Source organism: Streptococcus sanguinis (assembly GCF_020729765.1).
Taxonomy (GTDB): domain Bacteria; phylum Bacillota; class Bacilli; order Lactobacillales; family Streptococcaceae; genus Streptococcus; species Streptococcus sanguinis_Q.
Map to the genome: position 1 here is coordinate 1 of NZ_JAJEPD010000064.1, position 3,285 is coordinate 3,285.

3 protein-coding genes and 1 pseudogene are annotated in these 3,285 nt (G+C 35.7%); all 4 read right to left on the reverse strand.

Going from position 1 to position 3,285, the window contains the following annotated elements; translation table 11 throughout:
• A partial coding sequence (locus K4H96_RS08875) for a hypothetical protein (RefSeq protein ID WP_227956475.1) occupies positions 1–467 on the reverse strand: 467 nt, incomplete at its 3' end.
• 249 nt (positions 468–716) lie between these two features.
• On the reverse strand, positions 717–2,282 hold the full coding sequence (gggC, locus tag K4H96_RS08880) for a streptosactin export ABC transporter GggC (RefSeq protein WP_223337038.1): 1,566 nt from the start codon (positions 2,280–2,282) through the stop codon (positions 717–719).
• Positions 2,283–2,449: 167 nt separating this feature from the next.
• Positions 2,450–3,031, reverse strand: coding sequence for a hypothetical protein (locus tag K4H96_RS08885; protein WP_227956477.1), 582 nt, complete (start codon positions 3,029–3,031; stop codon positions 2,450–2,452).
• Positions 3,024–3,285 (reverse strand): annotated as a pseudogene (locus K4H96_RS08890) (ABC transporter); the annotation flags it as partial. The gene K4H96_RS08885 and the pseudogene K4H96_RS08890, both read right to left, overlap by 8 nt.

Sequence of the window (3,285 nt, forward strand, 5' to 3'; positions counted from 1 at the left end):
TATGCAGGTACACACCCAAGTGTACCCATGAGAATTTTTGTAATGAGCGTATCTGATAATTTGTTTTTCAGTTCTATCCCTTTGACTTCGCGTCTAATCTTATCGTAATATTCATTTAAAAATGCATTAATCTCTAGTAGCAATTTCTGATTATACACCTCTCTAAAATCTGTACATTCTATCCCAGCTAAAGGATTATATTTTTTTCTTAACAATTCTTTCACTACTGGTATATGAACTCTATAATCCTTTTGCAGTAAAAACGATGAACCTCGATACATCCCCCAGCTTGCTAAATAAAACGCAAGTTGTAAGCTTAAATAATCAACATTTACATTGTTATTCTTTCGAGCATTTATAAAATGTGAATAACAGTGCTCCCACGAACGATATCGACCATGTTCGTCTGCTTTTAAATCATTGAAAAATTTTATTGACGAATCAATAATCAAATCGACAGTATTCATACTATTTACTCCCTATTTATTATTTATACCTGTTCCTATCCGAAAATATAAATGATTGTTCAAATAGTACTCCAACAACATCGGTTATTTTTTTAATTTTTCCAGTGTGTATCTTAGAAAAATAACATTCTTTATAGCTTTTTACAAATAAACATAGGCACGAACCAGAATCAATAATATGCGTATGCAAAAGATCTATAACAAGGTTTCTGTTAATTTCTATTTTTCTCAGATTACAATAATATACATCTACTTATTTTCAACCACATATCTACTTCTCTCCAGTTCTATCACCTTATCATAGAGCTTCAAGTCCTCTTCGCTATAGTGATGAATCACTTCTACGACTGCTTGTGGGAGAAAGAAGAGAAGTTGATTGATTTTCTCTTGGTTTTTTAGATCCAGATTGGCCTTGACCTCATCAGCCAGGATAAATTGGCGATTGTGATAGAGCGCGCGGGCAATTTCTAACCGCTGCTTCTCACCGCCTGACAGGGTTTGGTTGCTGGGTGTTTTGCCTTGGAGAGCTTTCAGACCGGTTTGCTGCAGAATCTCTTCTATCCTTACAGAATCAAGTTCTTGTCCCAAAGCGATATTTTCCTCTAGGCTCAAACCATCAAAGACATGACTGGACTGGAGAATGTAGGCTCCTGCCTGATAGAGTTCATCCGAACTTAGCTCTTGTCCATGGTAGCGAATCCGACCTTGACTAGGCTTGATTTCACCATAAATGAGGTTAAGTAAGGTTGTTTTCCCAGACCCACTTTCTCCGATAATGGCAATCTTTTCCCCTTCCTCAATGGTAAGGTCGCAAGGAGCTAGGATTTCTTGACCATCACGCTCTACGCTGACTTGCTCTAGCTGGATAGGAAAGACGGAACCTTCAAAAACAGAAGGCATTGTCAACTGCTCTCCCAGCAAGTTTTGATATTTATCACAGAGAGACTTGGCTGATTTTCTAGTATTGATAAAGTAGGACAGTTCCTGAAATTGGTAGCCGATATTATGCGATACTAGGTAAATCCCAACAAAGCTGGCTGCAGACAGGTAATTATAATAGGTCATGAAACCACCAATGACAATAGGCGCAACCGAGCAAAAGGCATCAATCCCATTGATAAAGAGACTGTTTAATGTACGTTGCTTTTCATAGGCGATTTCTTGCTCTAAAGCCTTGTGCAAATCTTTGGAAAACAGTTTGTAAAACAAGCTTTGTCCCCGATAATGCCGTATGGAACGAGCACCCGCAATCATATTGGTCACTTGGGAGACATAGCCTTGGTTAGCTAGGGATTTCTGCTTAGTAATCGTATCCAAGCGTTTAGAGCCAATTCCACTGCAAAGGACAGGTATCGAATAAAAAATGATAAAGAGCAAGCCGAGATAAAAATTAGTCCAGAGAGCATAACAGATAGAGACAGTTGTAAATCCCAAAGAAGAAATGATAATGACAGTAGGCTCAATATAATTATCTTCTAGCTGTTTCACATCATTTTCCAGGTCGGACAAAACCTCTTCATCTGCTATCCGACGGCTATATAAGAAAGTCTGAAAGATGGCCTGCTTAATACCCGACTTGAAGTCCGTCAGCACTCGTGCATAGTAATAGCGTTTCCCAGCCAAACCCAGCAAGAGAATCAAATTCCCCACAATTCCCCAAATCAAGACCTGCCACAGCAAATGTAACTGGTGATTGGTAAAACTAGAGACAATATACTGAATCAAAGCTGGTGTAATGACAGCCTCCAGCCAAGTAATCATAATCGCCACAAAATAGAAGAATAAGTACTTTTTAGTCACATAGGATCTAAGCATAGCGTATAAACCTCCTGAAGTTATTTACCAATTTAGACGGTCGTTTTTTCTCTAGACGGGGATAAAATAGGAGCCTGAATATTTGAATGAAACCATTAAACGTAAGGCTACTTTATAATCTTTCAGAGAAAGACTTAAAAACTAGTTCGAAGCATATCAATTCACTTTTAYTTTTTRMTMAAAAATATATCYAACACATCTGCATAGCTAAAAAAGGGAGCAGGRAATACTAGTCCAGAATAAAATAGCATTATGGTATTAAATAAATTCAATAAGACGGATACTCGTTTAAARCGTTCTGTTAACTTAATTGCYATGGTATATAAGACAAAAAATACAGCATAATTAAGTATTGACATCAAAAYCAAATCCACTAAATGTAATGAGGGCATCAAAAATTTTCCATTAAAAAACATATGAGATAGAATGATTGAAATCAAAAAAATGAGTGTTGACCAAATAAAATAAGTTGTTGATCTAGCAATATAAATCAGCATTGGTGTCCGTCTAGTTGTTTTGATATTTGTATATTGATTAGTGCGAATTTCAAATTCCAACTCCTCATTAGCAAGCAATATCACATTAGTTATAGAATAATAAATAAAAAAATAGAGTAGATTTATCGGTTTATCACTATTGAAAATAATAATGATTCCTGTAATAAAAATCATGGAATAAATCACTTCGCAAATACTATCAAACGTGTATCGAACTCTATAATTAAAATATCTTCTTAATTCACTAAACATGGAAAAGGCTCCCTCTTTTTTTAGCAATGTTSAATAAAGTGAAAAATAGGAAAGTTCCAGCTGACCAATATACTGCACAATAAACTATAATTAAAAAAACACTCTGGTAGGACGGAGAAATAATAAAATTCCTCAAGGCATAGTAAGGGAAAAGCTTTCCTATAAAGCCAAATAAACCACCTAGCGGTGTTAGTATGCCAGTAAAATACAGCATGAAATAAGAAATTAACGATGTAATGCTAGAAGTACGATTA

Coding starts and splice junctions, on each gene's coding strand:
- gggC (WP_223337038.1), bottom strand. CDS start 2,282: ATGCTTAGATCCTATGTGACTAAAAAGTACTTATTCTTCTATTTTGTG.